The 14,197-nt window shown below is 70.9% G+C and carries 19 protein-coding genes; 3 read left to right on the top strand and 16 right to left on the bottom strand.

The window, feature by feature from the left end; genetic code table 11:
• Nucleotides 1–2 precede the first annotated feature (2 nt).
• The 5 genes from ACWD1Z_RS28675 to ACWD1Z_RS28695 all read right to left on the bottom strand — a co-directional run bounded on the left by ACWD1Z_RS28675 (nt 3) and on the right by ACWD1Z_RS28695 (nt 2,723).
• Nucleotides 3–683, bottom strand: a complete 681-nt coding sequence (locus tag ACWD1Z_RS28675; protein ID WP_451122479.1) for an antibiotic biosynthesis monooxygenase — start codon at nt 681–683, stop codon at nt 3–5.
• Nucleotides 684–839: 156 nt separating this feature from the next.
• Nucleotides 840–1,436, bottom strand: coding sequence for a DUF3618 domain-containing protein (locus tag ACWD1Z_RS28680; RefSeq protein ID WP_451122480.1), 597 nt, complete (start codon nt 1,434–1,436; stop codon nt 840–842).
• Entirely contained in the window at nt 1,433–1,852 is a 420-nt protein-coding gene (locus tag ACWD1Z_RS28685) for a phage holin family protein (RefSeq protein ID WP_451122481.1), read from the bottom strand. The genes ACWD1Z_RS28680 and ACWD1Z_RS28685 overlap by 4 nt, the downstream gene beginning before the upstream one ends.
• A gap of 53 nt (nt 1,853–1,905) precedes the next feature.
• Nucleotides 1,906–2,589, bottom strand: coding sequence for a hypothetical protein (locus ACWD1Z_RS28690; RefSeq protein WP_451122482.1), 684 nt, complete (start codon nt 2,587–2,589; stop codon nt 1,906–1,908).
• A complete protein-coding gene (locus ACWD1Z_RS28695; RefSeq protein ID WP_451122483.1) occupies nt 2,586–2,723 on the bottom strand; it encodes a hypothetical protein in 138 nt (45 codons plus the stop codon). The genes ACWD1Z_RS28690 and ACWD1Z_RS28695 overlap by 4 nt, the downstream gene beginning before the upstream one ends.
• 162 nt (nt 2,724–2,885) lie before the next feature.
• Between ACWD1Z_RS28695 and dapA the strand changes: the two genes are divergently transcribed.
• On the top strand, nt 2,886–3,779 hold the full coding sequence (gene dapA / locus ACWD1Z_RS28700; protein WP_451122484.1) for a 4-hydroxy-tetrahydrodipicolinate synthase: 894 nt from the start codon (nt 2,886–2,888) through the stop codon (nt 3,777–3,779).
• A gap of 159 nt (nt 3,780–3,938) precedes the next feature.
• Nucleotides 3,939–4,442, top strand: a complete 504-nt coding sequence (locus tag ACWD1Z_RS28705; protein ID WP_451122485.1) for a hypothetical protein — start codon at nt 3,939–3,941, stop codon at nt 4,440–4,442.
• Nucleotides 4,443–4,507: 65 nt separating this feature from the next.
• Here the strand turns inward: ACWD1Z_RS28705 and dapD are convergent, their stop codons facing one another.
• The 11 genes from dapD to ACWD1Z_RS28760 form a co-directional block, all read right to left on the bottom strand.
• The gene (dapD, locus tag ACWD1Z_RS28710; RefSeq protein ID WP_451122486.1) at nt 4,508–5,497 is read right to left on the bottom strand and encodes a 2,3,4,5-tetrahydropyridine-2,6-dicarboxylate N-succinyltransferase; all 990 of its coding nucleotides are present in this window, start codon (nt 5,495–5,497) and stop codon (nt 4,508–4,510) included.
• A 104-nt stretch (nt 5,498–5,601) separates the two neighbouring features.
• The gene (locus ACWD1Z_RS28715; RefSeq protein WP_451122487.1) at nt 5,602–6,141 is read right to left on the bottom strand and encodes a TetR/AcrR family transcriptional regulator; all 540 of its coding nucleotides are present in this window, start codon (nt 6,139–6,141) and stop codon (nt 5,602–5,604) included.
• Entirely contained in the window at nt 6,141–6,461 is a 321-nt protein-coding gene (locus tag ACWD1Z_RS28720; RefSeq protein WP_451122488.1) for a DMT family transporter, read from the bottom strand. The genes ACWD1Z_RS28715 and ACWD1Z_RS28720 overlap by 1 nt, the downstream gene beginning before the upstream one ends.
• A gap of 114 nt (nt 6,462–6,575) precedes the next feature.
• A complete protein-coding gene (locus ACWD1Z_RS28725; RefSeq protein WP_073494514.1) occupies nt 6,576–6,908 on the bottom strand; it encodes a metal-sulfur cluster assembly factor in 333 nt (110 codons plus the stop codon).
• The gene (gene sufU / locus ACWD1Z_RS28730; RefSeq protein WP_451122489.1) at nt 6,905–7,372 is read right to left on the bottom strand and encodes a Fe-S cluster assembly sulfur transfer protein SufU; all 468 of its coding nucleotides are present in this window, start codon (nt 7,370–7,372) and stop codon (nt 6,905–6,907) included. Before sufU ends, ACWD1Z_RS28725 begins: the two co-directional genes overlap by 4 nt.
• A 20-nt stretch (nt 7,373–7,392) precedes the next feature.
• Entirely contained in the window at nt 7,393–8,649 is a 1,257-nt protein-coding gene (locus ACWD1Z_RS28735; RefSeq protein WP_451122490.1) for a cysteine desulfurase, read from the bottom strand.
• Nucleotides 8,646–9,410 carry a Fe-S cluster assembly ATPase SufC gene (sufC, locus tag ACWD1Z_RS28740; RefSeq protein ID WP_389418727.1) on the bottom strand — a complete coding sequence of 255 codons (765 nt, stop codon included), beginning with the start codon at nt 9,408–9,410 and terminating at the stop codon, nt 8,646–8,648. The genes ACWD1Z_RS28735 and sufC overlap by 4 nt, the downstream gene beginning before the upstream one ends.
• A 7-nt stretch (nt 9,411–9,417) precedes the next feature.
• Nucleotides 9,418–9,735, bottom strand: coding sequence for a non-heme iron oxygenase ferredoxin subunit (locus ACWD1Z_RS28745; protein WP_067258562.1), 318 nt, complete (start codon nt 9,733–9,735; stop codon nt 9,418–9,420).
• The gene (gene sufD, locus ACWD1Z_RS28750) at nt 9,735–10,916 is read right to left on the bottom strand and encodes a Fe-S cluster assembly protein SufD (protein WP_451122491.1); all 1,182 of its coding nucleotides are present in this window, start codon (nt 10,914–10,916) and stop codon (nt 9,735–9,737) included. The genes ACWD1Z_RS28745 and sufD overlap by 1 nt, the downstream gene beginning before the upstream one ends.
• Before the next feature lie 60 nt (nt 10,917–10,976).
• The gene (gene sufB / locus ACWD1Z_RS28755; protein ID WP_389418724.1) at nt 10,977–12,398 is read right to left on the bottom strand and encodes a Fe-S cluster assembly protein SufB; all 1,422 of its coding nucleotides are present in this window, start codon (nt 12,396–12,398) and stop codon (nt 10,977–10,979) included.
• Nucleotides 12,395–13,105, bottom strand: coding sequence for a helix-turn-helix transcriptional regulator (locus ACWD1Z_RS28760; RefSeq protein ID WP_451122492.1), 711 nt, complete (start codon nt 13,103–13,105; stop codon nt 12,395–12,397). Before ACWD1Z_RS28760 ends, sufB begins: the two co-directional genes overlap by 4 nt.
• A 172-nt stretch (nt 13,106–13,277) precedes the next feature.
• Between ACWD1Z_RS28760 and ACWD1Z_RS28765 the strand changes: the two genes are divergently transcribed.
• Entirely contained in the window at nt 13,278–14,072 is a 795-nt protein-coding gene (locus ACWD1Z_RS28765; protein ID WP_451122493.1) for an aminoglycoside N(3)-acetyltransferase, read from the top strand.
• The last annotated feature ends 125 nt before the right edge of the window (nt 14,073–14,197 follow it).

The following is a 14,197-nucleotide window of genomic DNA, read 5'->3' on the forward strand; positions in this document are numbered from 1 at the left end:
GCTCAGGGCACAAGTCCGAGGGCGTGCCGGTACCGGCTGCCGGTGGACCCCCGCATGCCCGGGTACGTCCGCACCCGCTCCCACTGGGGCGAGCCGGGCCCCGCGACGGCCTCGTCGTAGGCCGCGTCGCTCTCCCACTCGGCGTAGTTGAGGACATGGGTGCCGTCGGTGCTGAGGTGGAAGTGCGCGGAGATCAGACCGCGGTCGGCGTCCGGTCCGGCGAGCGCGGACAGGACCAGGTCCACCCAGTCGGCCCGCTTGCCTTCCGCGTCCGGCTCGAAGTCGACGCGGACCGTCACGATCAGCCCCGGCACCCGGGTGTCCCCGGCGGCGCGGGCGTGGCTGCGGTAGAGGCGGTAGCGGTCCAGGCGCACCCGCTCGATGCCGGGCACGGCGGTGTCGATCTCGTCGTTGCGTTCCTGGCGGAGGGTCTTGACGTAGGCCTCGTAGCCCTGTTCGTCGCGCCACTGCGAGTAGTGCAGCAGGGTGGTGCCGTCGTGGCCCGCGTAGATGTGGTAGCCGAGGAGCCGGTCGCTGCCCCAGGGGCGGCCGTCCCAGGTGCGGGCGATGGCCTCGACGGTCTCCGCCTGGCGCTCGGGGGTGCCCACCCGCCACGTGCTGAAGAAGGGCGCCCCGATCCCGGGGCGGGTCGGGTCGGGGTGGGCGTCGGTACGGCGGGTCATGGCGGGCCTCCGGTACGTCGGTGATCGGTACGGGGACCAGCCTCCGACCTCAACCTTGGTTGAGGTCAAGTGCGGGTTGCGGGACGGTTGTTGGGCCGGGCACGGCGAAGGGCGGCGCGGGTCCGGTCGCCCGGTCCCGCGCCGCCCTCATCCGGCTCAGCGGCGGCCGCCGCGCCGCCGCACCGCCTGGACGGCGAGCATCGCGCCCACGGCGGCCGCGCCCGCCAGCAGCACCGGTCGCGGATTCCGCAGTCCGGCCCGTACGGCGGTGCGGACAGGACCCGGCGCCTGGTACTCCACGGCGCGGCCCGCCCGGGTGGCCCGTTCCTGAACCGTGTGACCGGCCCAGTCGGCCCGGCCCTGGACGGAGTACCCCGCACGGGAGGCCCGGTCCTGGACGGTGTGACCGGCGCGGGAGGCCCGGTCCTGGACGGAGTGACCCGCACGGGAGGCCCGGTCCTGGACGGTGTGACCGGCGCGGGAGGCCCGGTCCTGGACCAGGTGACGGGCCCGGGCCGCCTTGTCCTGCGCGGTGTGACCGGCCTGGGCCGCGCTGCTGCGCAGCTGCACGGTCATCGCGCCCGCCCGGTCCCTGAGGTCGGCGGCGCGCGCCCTGGCCCGCCCCTTCACATCGACCTTGCCCGCCAACTCCTCGACGGTGATGCCGAGTTGCGTCCTCGTGCGCTGTATCTGCCGACGCAGTTCGTCGGGGCCCCTGGCCCCTGTGCCCGCGTCCCCTGCCATGTCCGTCATCGGTGCGCCCTTTCCCTGATCTCCTCGACGTCCGCCCTGACGCTGCCGAGGGCCTCCTCGGGTGTGGCGGGCGCGGCACGCCCCGGCTGGGCACGACCGGCCGCGCCGAGCACGCCCGCGACGACGAACAGCACCGCCGTCACGATCAGTGCCGCCGTCCAGGCCGACAGCGCCAACGAGAGGCCGGCCACCGCGGTGCCCGCCAGGACCAGCAGCCCGGCACAGGCGACGGCACCCGCCGCGCCGAGCAGCCCGCCGCCCCGGCCGGCGCGTCGGCCCTTCTCCGCCGGCTCCTCCTTGGCGAGGGCCATCTCCTGCCGTACGAGCCGGGAGAGCTGTTCCGTCGCTCGTCCGACGAGTGCGCCGACCGAAGGACGCGCGTCGCGCTCCGGCCCGGTGGCCGTGGTCCCGGTCACGGTGTCCGCCTCCTGTCGGTTCGGAACACTCCGGGTACCCGCACCGGCCCCCGCTACCCTTGGCGTCCGCCGCCCGGCCCGCGCTGCCCGAGCCGCGCCAGCTGACTCTGGAACCAGTCCAGGCGCGCCTGCAACAGGGCTGCCTCGGCGGCGAGTTCGGGCACCCCGAGCCCTTCGGCGCCGGCTTCGGCGCCGGCGCCGCCCTCCCCCGCCACCACCCGCAGCCCTTCCCCGGCCAGCCGCGCGAACCCCGCGAGCGAGACGGACGTACGGTCCCGCAGACAGCCCGCGCAGGAGGGGGCCAGGCCCAGCCAGCCGGGCCGGCCCCAGCCCGCGTCGGCCAGCGCGACGGCGACCGCGCCGCACCGGCAGGGGCCGACGGTGGCGGTGCGCACCCGCTGCCGGGCGTAGCGGAAGCCCAGCTCGAAGCGGAGGTAGCGGCCCAGTACCGTGACCTCCAGCAGCACGGCGGCCCGGTGCTCGGCCGTGCACAGCAGCGCCTCGGCGGCCGTACGGTCGTGCACGCAGTGGAAGCCGCAGTCGCAGCGCCGGTGCGGTGCCCGGTGCCGGAGACCGTAGACGCAGGACGCGTCGGCGAGGACCCCGTACGGCAGCGCGCCGCCGAGCGACACGCCGGTGAAGCCCGCCCGGGTGCGGTCGTGGGACAGCATCGGGTGGGCGATCTTGTAGCCGGTCGGCGGCTCCGTCGGGCGTTCCTCCGGAAGCCAGGGCCTCATCGGGCCGCCGGTACCTCTTCGGCGGCCTGCGCTTCCACCATCTCCTCGGTGATCTCGGGGAGTTCGGGCTCTTCGTCGTGGATCAGCGGCCGCTCTTCAGCGACTCCGGTGGCGAGTGCCTTGCCCAGCTTCATGACGCCTCCAGGACCAGGGGTCGTTGACCGTCCCGGCCATGGTGACCCATGGCGCCCCGGTCGGAACAGAGGGCCTCGACTCCCCGCCCGACAGGGATGCTTAGCGATACCTCGTAGGAAATTTAAGTGGAGCTTCACTGTCGTGCTGCCGACACTACTTCCATGACGACCACGAACTCCCCCTTCGGCCGCGCCCTCTGCGCCATGATCACGCCCTTCACCGAGGAGGGTGCGCTCGATCTCCCCGGGGCGCAGCGGCTCGCCGACCGGCTGGTGTCCGGGGGCTGCGACGGTCTGGTGCTGTCGGGCACCACGGGCGAGTCGCCGACCACGACGGACGAGGAGAAGACCCTGCTCGTCCGCGCGGTGCGGGAGGCGGTGGGCGAGCGGGCCTCGGTGCTGGCCGGGGTCGGCACCTTCGACACCCGGCACACCGTCGAGCTGGCCCTGGCCGCCGAAAAGGCGGGCGCGGACGGGCTGTTGGTGGTGGCGCCGTACTACAGCAAGCCCCCGCAGGACGCGCTGGAGGCGCACTTCCGTGCGGTCGCCGACGCCTCGGGACTGCCGCTCGCGGTCTACGACATCCCCGGCCGCACCGGCGTCCGCGTCGAGCCGGAGACCCTGCTCCGGCTCGCCGGGCACCCGAGGATCGTCGCGGTGAAGGACTGCTCCTACGACTTCCTCGCCGCCCAGAAGGTCATGTCCCGCACGGAGCTGGCGTACTACGCGGGCTGCGACGAGCACAACCTCGCGCTGTACGCGGTGGGTGGCGCGGGGTACATCAGTACGGTGTCCAACGCGGCACCGGCCCGACTCCGGTCTGTGCTGGACGCGTTCGACGCGGGCGAGACGGCGGAAGCCGCCCGGCTCCAGCAGCGGGCCACCCCGCTGGTGGAGGCGATGATGGCGGCGGGCCTGCCCGGCTCGGTCACCGCCAAGGCGCTGCTGACCGAACTGGGCCTGCCCGCGGGCCCGGTCCGCGCCCCCTTGCGTCCCGCCGGCCGCGAGGCGACCGACGGGCTGCTGAGGGCGTACCGGAGCCTGGTGGACGCCTGATCAGCGCCGGGCGAAGACCGGCTCCCACCGTCACTCCCCCGGCCGGGCCCGCTGCCCGCCCCTCCACCGGGAATGACGCGCACGGCGGCGCCCCGCCATGCCGGCTCCCCCGAGGAAATTCCCCGCCGCCCCCCACCACGGCTCCCGTACGGTGACGAGGTGAGCCGCCCCCTGCTGTTCCTGGACGTCGACGGCCCCCTCAACCCCTGGGCCGCCAAGCCCCAGCGCCGCCCCGAGGGTTACACCACGATCCGTGCGACCGTCCGCCCCGGCCGCCCGCTCCGCGTCTGGCTCAACCCCTCCCACGGGCCGTCCCTGCTGACCCTCGCCTACGACCTGTGCTGGGCCACGACCTGGATGGACGCCGCCAACCGCGGGATCGCCCCGGTGATCGGCCTCCCCGAACTGCCGTACGTCGACTTCGGCGAGGGCCTGTTCGCGGAACGCCCGGACGGGGTGCACTGGAAGACGGCGGCGATCGTGGAGTACGCGGCGGGCCGCCCGTTCGCGTGGGTGGACGACGAACAGAGCGGGGCGGACGAGACGTACGTGGCGGAACATCACGCCGGTCCGGCGCTGCTGCATCACGTGGACCCGAGGCTCGGCCTGCGGGAGGGAGACTTCACGGCTCTGCGGGACTTCGCGGCCACGCTTCCCGGCTAGGGGCGCGGGGAACTGCGCGACCGGCCCCCACCGGCCCGCAGCTTCACCACGCCCCCCGGCACACGCTAGTTGTGGCTGTGCAGGATCTCGTTCAGGCCGCCCCAGACCGCGTTGTTCGGACGGGCCTCGACGGTTCCCGTGACCGAGTTGCGGCGGAACAGGATGTTCGACGCCCCGGACAGCTCGCGAGCCTTCACGATCTGGCCGTCGGGCATGGTGACGCGGGTGCCGGCGGTGACGTACAGCCCCGCCTCCACCACGCACTCGTCGCCCAGCGCGATGCCGACACCCGCCTCGGCGCCGACCAGGCACCGCTCGCCGATGGAGATGATCACGTTGCCGCCACCCGACAGCGTGCCCATCGTGGAGGCGCCGCCGCCGATGTCCGAGCCGTCCCCGACGACGACGCCCGCGGAGATGCGGCCCTCGACCATCGAGGTGCCGAGCGTGCCCGCGTTGAAGTTCACGAAGCCCTCGTGCATGACCGTCGTGCCCTCGGCGAGGTGCGCGCCCAGGCGGACCCGGTCGGCGTCGGCGATCCGCACGCCCTTCGGCGCGACGTAGTCCGTCATGCGCGGGAACTTGTCGACGGACGTCACCTGAAGGTGCAGCCCCTCCGCGCGGGCGTTCAGCCGGACCTTCTCGATGTCGTCTACGGCGACCGGCCCGAGCGAGGTCCAGGCGACGTTCGCGAGGAAGCCGAACATGCCGTCCAGGCTCTGACCGTGCGGCTTGACCAGGCGGTGCGAGAGCAGGTGCAGCCGCAGGTACACGTCGTGCGCGTCGATCGGCTTCGCGTCGAGCGAGGAGATGACCGTACGGACCGCGACGACCTCGACACCCCGGCGGGCGTCCGGGCCGATCGCCTTGGCGGCGCCCTCGCCGAGCAGTTCCACGGCCGTCTCGGCGGACAGCCGCTCCGTACCGGACGGGCCGGGCTCGGCGGCGAGTCCGGGCGCGGGGAACCAGGTGTCGAGGACGGTGCCGTCGGCGGCGATCGTGGCGAGGCCGGCGGCAACGGCGCCGGTGGTGCGAGGTGCAGTCGTGTCGGTCATGAGGGCAACCTAACTTGGCAGGCCCCACCAGGGCGAACCGATGCCCCCGCCATCTCACGTGCCGGGCGCGCGCCGGTGGAGGGTTCACGTCCGCGGCGGACGGCTCAGGTGCCGATGACCCGGCCCAGCATCTCCCGTGCGTACTCCTCGTCGTACGGCGCCCCGGTGAGCAGGACCTGGAGGCAGATCCCGTCCATCAGTGCGACCAGGGCCCGTGCCGTGACCGGGTCCGTGTGCCGGGCGAGCCGGGCGACGAGGTCGGCCGCCCATTCGGCGGCGACGGGCCGCAGGGCGGGGCGGCGCAGGGCGGCCAGGTACAGCTCGTACTCCAGCTCGACACCGGTGCGGTCGCCCGCCAGCCATTCGCCCATCCAACCGGCGAGTTCGCGGGCGAGGTCGGCGCCCGGTTCCTGGAGGCCGCCGCGGGAGGCGATGACCTTGGCGAAGCCCTCGTTCGCCTGGCGCAGGGCCGCGACCATCAGCTCGTCGAGGGTCGCGAAGTGGTACGTCGTCGAGCCGAGCGGGACATCGGCCCGCGCCGCGACCGAGCGATGGGTGAGCCCCGCGAGGCCCTTCTCGCCGACGACCCGGATCGCGGCGTCGATGATCCGCTGCCGCCGCTCGGGGTCGTAGCGCCGGGCCATCAGTGCGCGCCGCCCAGGTTCAGCACCACGACCCCCGCCACGATCAGCAGGATCCCGGCGACCTTGGTGACGGTCAGCGCCTCCCCGAACGCCACGAGCCCGATGACGGCGATGCTCGCGGTGCCGACCCCGGCCCAGATCGCGTACGCGGCGCCGATCCCCACGGTCTTCAGGGTCTGGGCGAGCAGCGCGAAGGAGACGACGTAGCCGAGCGCCGTCAGCAGCGAGGGCCAGAGCCTGCTGAAACCGGCGCTGTACTTCATGGCGGTGGTCGCGGCCACCTCGGCGGCGATGGCGCCGGCGAGCGTGAGGTATCCCATGCGTACGAGCGTACACATCATGCGTACACCTGTACACATGGAGCCCGTACGAGCCGTCACAACACGGAAGCGGCGACGCCCCCGAGGGGCATCGCCGCTTCCGCGCTTGCCGTCTCAGACGTTGAACCCGAGCGCCCGAAGCTGCTCGCGGCCGTCGTCCGTGATCTTGTCCGGGCCCCACGGCGGCATCCAGACCCAGTTGATGCGCAGCTCGTTGACGAGGCCGTCCGTGGCGGACTTGGCCTGGTCCTCGATGACATCCGTCAGCGGGCAGGCCGCCGAGGTCAGGGTCATGTCGATCGTCGCGATGTTCGCGTCGTCGATGTGGATGCCGTAGATCAGGCCGAGGTTGACCACGTCGATCCCCAGTTCGGGGTCGACGACGTCGTACAGCGCCTCGCGGACTTCTTCCTCCGAGGCCGGCTTCATCTCAACGGTCTCGCTCATGCCGTCTTCCTTTCCGCGTCGGCTCCGCCCAGGGCTTGGGCCGTTGCGTCCTTCCACGCCATCCAGCTCAGGAGAGCGCACTTGACCCGCGCCGGGTACTTGGAGACTCCCGCGAACGCGACCGCGTCCTCCAGGACCTCCTCCATCGCGTCATCGGGCTCGATCTTCCCCTTGGACTGCATCAGCTCCAGGAAGGTCTCCTGGATCCTCTGCGCGTCGGAGAGGTCCTTGCCGACCAGCAGGTCGTTCAGCACGGAGGCCGAGGCCTGGCTGATCGAGCAGCCCTGACCCTCGTAGGAGACGTCCTTGATCGTCGTGCCGTCGTACTTCACGCGGAGTGTGATCTCGTCGCCGCACGTCGGGTTGACGTGGTGCACCTCGGCATCGCCATCCCTCAGACCACGCCCGTGCGGGTGCTTGTAGTGGTCCAGGATGACTTCCTGGTACATCGAGTCCAGCTTCATGCGATCGCTCGTCCCGTCCCTCAGCCGAAGAAGTTCCGCACGTGCTCCAGGCCGTCCACCAGAGCGTCGATCTCGGCCGGCGAGGAGTACAGATAGAACGACGCTCGCGTGGTCGCAGGAATTCCGTACCGCAGGCAGACCGGACGGGCGCAGTGGTGGCCCACCCGGACCGCGATGCCCTGCTCGTCCAGTACCTGGCCGACGTCGTGCGGGTGGATGTCCCCGAGCGTGAAGGAGATCGCCGCGCCCCGGTCCTCGGCCGTGGTGGGGCCGATGATCCGGAGGTCGGGGACCTCCTGCAGGCGCCGCACCGCGTACTCGGTGAGCGCGTGCTCGTGGGCGAGGATCCTGTCCATGCCGATCGAGTTCAGGTAGTCGATCGCCGCGCCCAGACCGACCGCCTGCGCGATCGGCGGGGTGCCCGCCTCGAACTTGTGCGGGGCGGGAGCGTACGTCGACGAGTGCATCGACACCGTCTCGATCATCTCGCCGCCGCCGAGGAACGGAGGCAGGTCCTCCAGCAGCTCCTGACGGCCCCACAGGACGCCGATGCCGGTCGGGCCGCACATCTTGTGGCCGGTGAAGGCGACGAAGTCGGCCTGGAGGGCCTGTACGTCCATCGGCATGTGCGGGGCGGCCTGGGAGGCGTCGATGCAGACGAGCGCACCGACCTCCTGGGCGCGCCGGATGATCGTCTCGACCGGGTTGACCGTGCCCAGGATGTTGGAGACCAGCACGAAGGAGACGATCTTCGTCTTCTCGGTGATGATCTCGTCGATATTGGACAGGTCGAGCCGGCCGTCGTCGGTCAGGCCGAACCACTTCAGCTTCGCGCCCGTGCGCTGCGCGAGCAGCTGCCACGGCACGATGTTGGAGTGGTGCTCCATCTCGGTGATGACGATCTCGGTCTCGGCGTCCACGCGGTAGGGCTCGTCGGCCCAGCCCAGCATGTTCGCCACGAGGTTCAGCGACTCCGAGGCGTTCTTGGTGAAGATCACCTCGTCGCGGCTGGGCGCGTTGATGAACTCGGCGACCTTGTCGCGCGCGCCCTCGTACAGCGCCGTGGCCTCCTCGGCGAGCACATGCACACCGCGGTGGACGTTGGCGTTGTAGCGCTCGTAGTACTCGCTCAGGGCGTCCAGCACCTGGCGCGGCTTCTGCGAGGTCGCCGCGTTGTCCAGGTACACGAGCTTCCGGTCGTCGTGGACCATGCGGTCCAGGATGGGGAAGTCCTTGCGGATCGCCTCGGTGTCGAGGAGGCCCGGCAGCTGCGTCACGCTGATGCCCCGCCCTTCGTGTATACCTCGTAGCCCTCGTTCTCCAGCTTGTCGGCGAGCTCGGCGCCGCCGGACTCGACGATGCGGCCGCCGGAGAAGACGTGGACGTGGTCGGGCTTGATGTAGCGCAGGATCCGCGTGTAGTGCGTGATCAGCAGGGTGCCGACCTCGCCGCTCTCACGGATCCGGTTGACGCCCTCGGAGACGATGCGCAGGGCGTCGACGTCGAGGCCGGAGTCGGTCTCGTCGAGGATGGCGACCTTCGGCTTGAGCAGCTCCAGCTGGAGGATCTCGTGGCGCTTCTTCTCACCGCCGGAGAAGCCCTCGTTGACGTTGCGCTCGGCGAAGGAGGGGTCCATGTTGAGGCGCTCCATGGCCTCCCGGACCTCCTTCACCCAGGTGCGCAGCTTGGGGGCCTCGCCGCGGATGGCGGTGGCGGAGGTGCGCAGGAAGTTCGACACGGACACGCCGGGAACCTCGACCGGGTACTGCATCGCGAGGAACAGGCCGGCGCGGGCGCGCTCGTCGACGGACATCTCCAGGACGTCCTCGCCGTCGAGGGTGACGGTGCCGCCGGTGATCGTGTACTTCGGGTGACCGGCCAGCGAGTAGGCGAGAGTCGACTTGCCGGAGCCGTTGGGGCCCATGATGGCGTGCGTCTCGCCCTGCTTCACGGTGAGGTCGACACCCTTGAGGATTTCCTTCGTGCCGTTCTCGACCTCGACGGTGACGTGCAGGTCTCGGATTTCAAGCGTAGCCATGGGTGCCTCAGGACTCCTGGGTGAGGGAGACGAGCACGTCGTCCCCTTCGATCTTTACGGGGTATACGGGGACGGGGCGCGTCGCGGGAAGGCCGGACGGCTTGCCGGTGCGGAGGTCGAACGCGGAGCCGTGCAGCCAGCACTCGATCTGGCAGTCCTCCACCTCGCCCTCGGAGAGCGAGACGTTCGCGTGGGAGCAGATGTCGTGGATGGCGAACACCTCCCCCTCGGTACGGACGACCGAGACCGGCGTGCCGTCGAGTTCCACCCGCTTGGGGGTGTCCTCCTCCAGCTCGCTCAGCCCACAGGCGCGTACGAAAGCCATCAGACCGTGGCCTCCAGCTCCTCGTCGATCTTCACCAGGAGCCGCTCCTCGATGTCGTCGACACCGATCTGCTGGACCAGCTCGGCGAAGAAGCCGCGGACCACGAGGCGGCGGGCGTCGTGCTCCGGGATGCCGCGGGCCATCAGGTAGAAGAGCTGCTCGTCGTCGAAGCGGCCGGTGGCCGAGGCGTGGCCGGCGCCGACGATCTCGCCGGTCTCGATCTCCAGGTTCGGCACCGAGTCGACGCGGGCGCCGTCGGTGAGGACCAGGTTGCGGTTCATCTCGTAGGTGTCGGTGCCCTCGGCCTTGGCCTCGATGAGCACGTCGCCGATCCAGACCGCGTGCGCCGCGTCGCCCTGGAGCGCGCCCTTGTAGACGACGTTCGACTTGCAGTGCGGGGTGTTGTGGTCGACCAGGAGGCGGTGCTCCTGGTGCTGACCGGCGTCGGTGAAGTACAGCCCGAACAGCTCGGCCTCGCCGCCGGGGCCCGCGTAGGTGACGCGCGGGTGCAGCCGTACGAGGTCGCCGCCGAAGGTCACCACGACCGACTTGAAGCTCGCGTCCCGCCCGATCAGGGTGTTGTGCTGAGCGACGTGCACGGCCTTGTCGTCCCAGTCCTGGACGCAGACGACGGTGAGCTTGGCGCCGTCGCCCAGGAGGTAGTCGACGTTGGCGGCGAGCACCGCGTCACCGGTGTGGTCGATGACCACGACGGCCTCGGCGAAGGCGCCCAGCTCGATGACCTGGTGGCCGAAGGCGGTGCCGCCCTCGCCGTGCACCGCGATGCGGATCGGCTCGGTGAGCACGGTCTCCTTCGGCACGGTCACCACCGAGGCCTTCTCGAAGGCGGAGTACGCCTGGGCCGCGATGCGGTCCACGGGCGTGCCCGCCCGGCCGAGCCGCGCGTCGTCGCGGCCGACGGTCTCCACGACGACGCCCTCGGGCGCCTCGACGGTGACCTTCACGCCGTCGCCGGTGGCGGTGGCGGTGCCGTCGTGCAGGCCGCGCAGGCGCTCCAGCGGGGTGAACCGCCACTCCTCCTCACGGCCGTGCGGGACCGGGAAGTCCGCGACGTCGAAGGACGGGGGCGCGCTCATGCGCGTGGCGACGGTCGACTCTGCGGCCACCGCGATCTGGCCGGCGGTGGTCGAGCCCACCGGGATGTTCTGAGCCTCAGCCATGGCTGTCGGTCTGCTCTCTTCCTACGTCAGAAATTCGCTGGCTGTTCCGGAGGGCGGGCGTCAGCCGACCGCGCCTTCCATCTGCAGCTCGATCAGCCGGTTGAGCTCGAGGGCGTACTCCATGGGCAGCTCCTTGGCGATCGGCTCGACGAAGCCGCGCACGATCATTGCCATCGCCTCGAACTCGCTCAGACCGCGGCTCATCAGGTAGAAGAGCTGGTCCTCGGAGACCTTGGAGACGGTCGCCTCGTGGCCCATGGACACGTCGTCCTCGCGGACGTCCACGTAGGGGTACGTGTCGGAGCGGGAGATGGTGTCGACGAGCAGCGCGTCGCACAGCACGTTCGACTTGGAGCCGTGGGCGCCCTCGCCGATCTCCACCAGACCGCGGTAGGAGGTGCGGCCGCCGCCGCGCGCCACCGACTTGGAGACGATGTTGGAGGAGGTGTTCGGCGCCATGTGGACCATCTTGGAACCGGCGTCCTGGTGCTGGCCCTCGCCGGCGAAGGCGATGGACAGGGTCTCGCCCTTGGCGTGCTCGCCCATCAGGTAGACGGCCGGGTACTTCATCGTCACCTTGGAGCCGATGTTGCCGTCGATCCACTCCATGGTCGCGCCCTCGTACGCCACGGCGCGCTTGGTGACCAGGTTGTAGACGTTGTTCGACCAGTTCTGGATGGTCGTGTAGCGGCAGCGGGCGTTCTTCTTGACGATGATCTCGACGACCGCGGAGTGCAGCGAGTCCGACTTGTAGATCGGGGCGGTGCAGCCCTCGACGTAGTGCACGTAGGCACCCTCGTCGACGATGATCAGGGTCCGCTCGAACTGGCCCATGTTCTCCGTGTTGATCCGGAAGTAGGCCTGGAGCGGGATCTCGACGTGGACGCCCGGCGGCACGTAGATGAAGGAGCCGCCCGACCACACGGCGGTGTTCAGGGAGGCGAACTTGTTGTCGCCGACCGGGATGACGGTGCCGAAGTACTCCTTGAAGAGCTCCGGGTGCTCCTTCAGCGCGGTGTCGGTGTCGAGGAAGATGACGCCCTGCTCCTCCAGGTCCTCGCGGATCTGGTGGTAGACGACCTCCGACTCGTACTGGGCGGCGACACCGGCGACGAGGCGCTGCTTCTCCGCCTCGGGGATGCCCAGCTTGTCGTAGGTGTTCTTGATGTCCTCGGGCAGGTCCTCCCAGGACTCCGCCTGCTTCTCCGTCGAGCGCACGAAGTACTTGATGTTGTCGAAGTCGATGCCCGACAGGTCCGAGCCCCAGTTCGGCATGGGCTTCTTCGCGAAGAGCTTCAGGCCCTTGAGGCGGAGCTTGGTCATCCACTCCGGCTCGGACTTCTTCGAGGAGATGTCCAGGACGACGTCCTCGTTGAGACCGCGCTTGGCCGCAGCACCGGCTACGTCGGAGTCGGCCCAGCCGTACTCGTACTTGCCCAGGCCCTCGAGCTCAGGGTGGGCAGTCTCCGTGGGGAGAGTCATGCGGGGTTCCTCCCGGCCGTGCTTGCAGATGCGTTGTGGGAAATCTTGGGGATGAACGTCGTGCAGACGCCGTCGCCGTGCGCGATGGTCGCCAGTCGCTGGACGTGGGTTCCGAGCAGCTGGGAGAAGATCTCGGTCTCCGCCTCGCAGAGCTGCGGGAACTTCTCCGCGACGTGGGCGACGGGGCAGTGGTGCTGGCACAGCTGTTCGCCGACCGGGGCGCTACGCGCGGTAGCAGCGTACCCGTCCGCGCTCAAGGCCCTGGCCAGGGCTTCGGTCCGCTCCTCGGGGGCGGCGGCGTCGATGGCCTCGCGGTACGCGGTCGCCTGCTCGGCGATCCGCGCGCGGGCGAACGCGACGACGGCCTCGTCCCCGCCGAACCGCTCCTGGATGAAGCGCAGGGCGTCGGTGGCGAGCTTGTCGTAGGACTGGTCGAAGGCGTCCCGGCCGCAGTCGGTGAGCGCGAAGACCTTGGCGGGGCGGCCCCGGGTCCGGGCGCCGTACACCCGCTGCTCGCGCGCTTCCACGACGTCGTCGACGACGAGGGCGTCCAGATGCCGTCGTACGGCGGCCTGGGTGAGCCCCAGCCGGACGGCCAGCTCGGCGACGGTCGACGGGCCGTGGTCCAGGATGGACCGCGCGACCCGGTTGCGGGTGGACCGCTCACCGGTCGCGAGCTCCTCATGGGCCTCGCCGACGTTTTTCACAACGCCATTGTTGCGTAATTCCTCAGACTCCGGCAAGCGGCACTCGAACCCGTGGACGGTGCCCTACGTCACTTAGGCATACCTAACGTGACCTGCGCAAACGATCTTTGATCGATCAAACCCGCCGGAATTCGATAACGCCGCGCACCCCCTTGCAGGACACTCCCGAAACATGCCCACACCCCCTCCGACCGGCCCACTTGTCACTCGGACGACCGTCGCCGACGGCCTTCGCGACCTGGGCGTCAAACCCGGTGAAATCCTCCTCGTGCACTCTTCGCTCAGCTCGCTAGGCTGGGTCTGCGGCGGCGCCGTCGCGGTCGTCCGGGGACTGCTCGACGCGCTCGGCCCCGAGGGCACGCTGGTCGTCCCCGCCCAGTCCGGCGACCTGTCCGACCCGGCCGTCTGGGGAAATCCCCCGGTCCCCGAGGAGTGGTGGGAGACGATCCGGGCCACCATGCCCGCGTACGACCCGCTGGTCACGCCCACCCGCGGGGTCGGCGTGATCCCGGAGACCGTACGGACCTGGCCCGGCGCCCTGCGCAGCGCGCACCCGCAGACCTACTTCGCCGCCCTCGGGCCGCGCGCGGCCGAGATCCTGGACGGACACGCCCCGGACTGCCGGCTCGGCGAGCGGAGCCCGCTGGCGCGGCTGGAGGCGCTGCACGCGCGCGTGCTGCTGCTCGGCGCCGGCTACGACGCCTGTACCGGCTTCCACCTCGCCGAGTACCGCATCCCCGCTCCCCGCGTGAAGGTGGGCCGCCCCGGCCTGCGCGGCTGGGAGACCGTCACCGAGGTGGCGATCAGCTCGGACCGCTTCGACGAGCTGGGGCACGACTTCGAGCGGGACCGTCCGGTCGTCCGGGGCCGGGTGGGCGCGGCCGGGGTGCGGGTGTTCCCCGTGGCGGACGCGGTGGGCTACGCGCGGCGGTGGCTGGAGACGCACCGTCCCTGGGAGGAGACCTGAACCCGGCGCTCCCGGCGGGCGGGCGGCTACCTAGTAGGGCTTGGTCAGGTCCGTAGTGGGGTGGGTATGTCGCGGTGGCAGGTGGGGCAGGCGCCGGTCCAGAGGGCGAGGAGTGTCTGCAGCTC

The organism is Streptomyces sp. NPDC002784 (genome assembly GCF_053592135.1).

Coding starts and splice junctions, on each gene's coding strand:
- ACWD1Z_RS28675 (WP_451122479.1), bottom strand. CDS start 683: ATGACCCGCCGTACCGACGCCCACCCCGACCCGACCCGCCCCGGGATC.
- ACWD1Z_RS28680 (WP_451122480.1), bottom strand. CDS start 1,436: ATGACGGACATGGCAGGGGACGCGGGCACAGGGGCCAGGGGCCCCGAC.
- ACWD1Z_RS28690 (WP_451122482.1), bottom strand. CDS start 2,589: ATGAGGCCCTGGCTTCCGGAGGAACGCCCGACGGAGCCGCCGACCGGC.
- ACWD1Z_RS28695 (WP_451122483.1), bottom strand. CDS start 2,723: ATGAAGCTGGGCAAGGCACTCGCCACCGGAGTCGCTGAAGAGCGGCCG.
- dapA (WP_451122484.1), top strand. CDS start 2,886: ATGACGACCACGAACTCCCCCTTCGGCCGCGCCCTCTGCGCCATGATC.
- dapD (WP_451122486.1), bottom strand. CDS start 5,497: ATGACCGACACGACTGCACCTCGCACCACCGGCGCCGTTGCCGCCGGC.
- ACWD1Z_RS28715 (WP_451122487.1), bottom strand. CDS start 6,141: ATGGCCCGGCGCTACGACCCCGAGCGGCGGCAGCGGATCATCGACGCC.
- ACWD1Z_RS28720 (WP_451122488.1), bottom strand. CDS start 6,461: ATGGGATACCTCACGCTCGCCGGCGCCATCGCCGCCGAGGTGGCCGCG.
- ACWD1Z_RS28725 (WP_073494514.1), bottom strand. CDS start 6,908: ATGAGCGAGACCGTTGAGATGAAGCCGGCCTCGGAGGAAGAAGTCCGC.
- sufU (WP_451122489.1), bottom strand. CDS start 7,372: ATGAAGCTGGACTCGATGTACCAGGAAGTCATCCTGGACCACTACAAG.
- sufC (WP_389418727.1), bottom strand. CDS start 9,410: ATGGCTACGCTTGAAATCCGAGACCTGCACGTCACCGTCGAGGTCGAG.
- ACWD1Z_RS28745 (WP_067258562.1), bottom strand. CDS start 9,735: ATGGCTTTCGTACGCGCCTGTGGGCTGAGCGAGCTGGAGGAGGACACC.
- sufD (WP_451122491.1), bottom strand. CDS start 10,916: ATGGCTGAGGCTCAGAACATCCCGGTGGGCTCGACCACCGCCGGCCAG.
- sufB (WP_389418724.1), bottom strand. CDS start 12,398: ATGACTCTCCCCACGGAGACTGCCCACCCTGAGCTCGAGGGCCTGGGC.
- ACWD1Z_RS28765 (WP_451122493.1), top strand. CDS start 13,278: ATGCCCACACCCCCTCCGACCGGCCCACTTGTCACTCGGACGACCGTC.